The organism is Methylobacterium frigidaeris (genome assembly GCF_022179185.1).
In the GTDB taxonomy this organism is placed as follows: Bacteria; Pseudomonadota; Alphaproteobacteria; order Rhizobiales; family Beijerinckiaceae; genus Methylobacterium; species Methylobacterium frigidaeris.
In genome coordinates this window covers 1-267 of record NZ_BPQJ01000220.1, presented here as the reverse complement: position 1 = coordinate 267, position 267 = coordinate 1, and the positions used below count along the sequence as shown (strand labels likewise).

General features: G+C 59.9%; 1 pseudogene. It reads left to right on the top strand.

Going from position 1 to position 267, the window contains the following annotated elements:
• Positions 1 to 267 (top strand): annotated as a pseudogene (locus tag MFF64_RS36930) (ATP-binding protein); the annotation flags it as partial.

The following is a 267-nucleotide window of genomic DNA, read 5'->3' as shown; positions in this document are numbered from 1 at the left end:
GGCATTTCCGGCCTGGCTACGAAGACGTCATACATCATGTTCTTGATCCAGTCCATCCTGCAGACCGTCGGCGCCTCCAGCATTGCCACAATTCTCCTCAACGTGAAGTACGATGACCTCCTCCACATCCACGAGCCCGGGACGTTGTCGGAGGAAGTGCGGAGGATGTATGAGCGGATGGGGCTCCGACCCGAGTCTTTCCCGGAAGACCGGGGGCAGTACCTGCTTCCCTGGGGGGAACATACCCAGGGAACAGGAGGCCCCAAC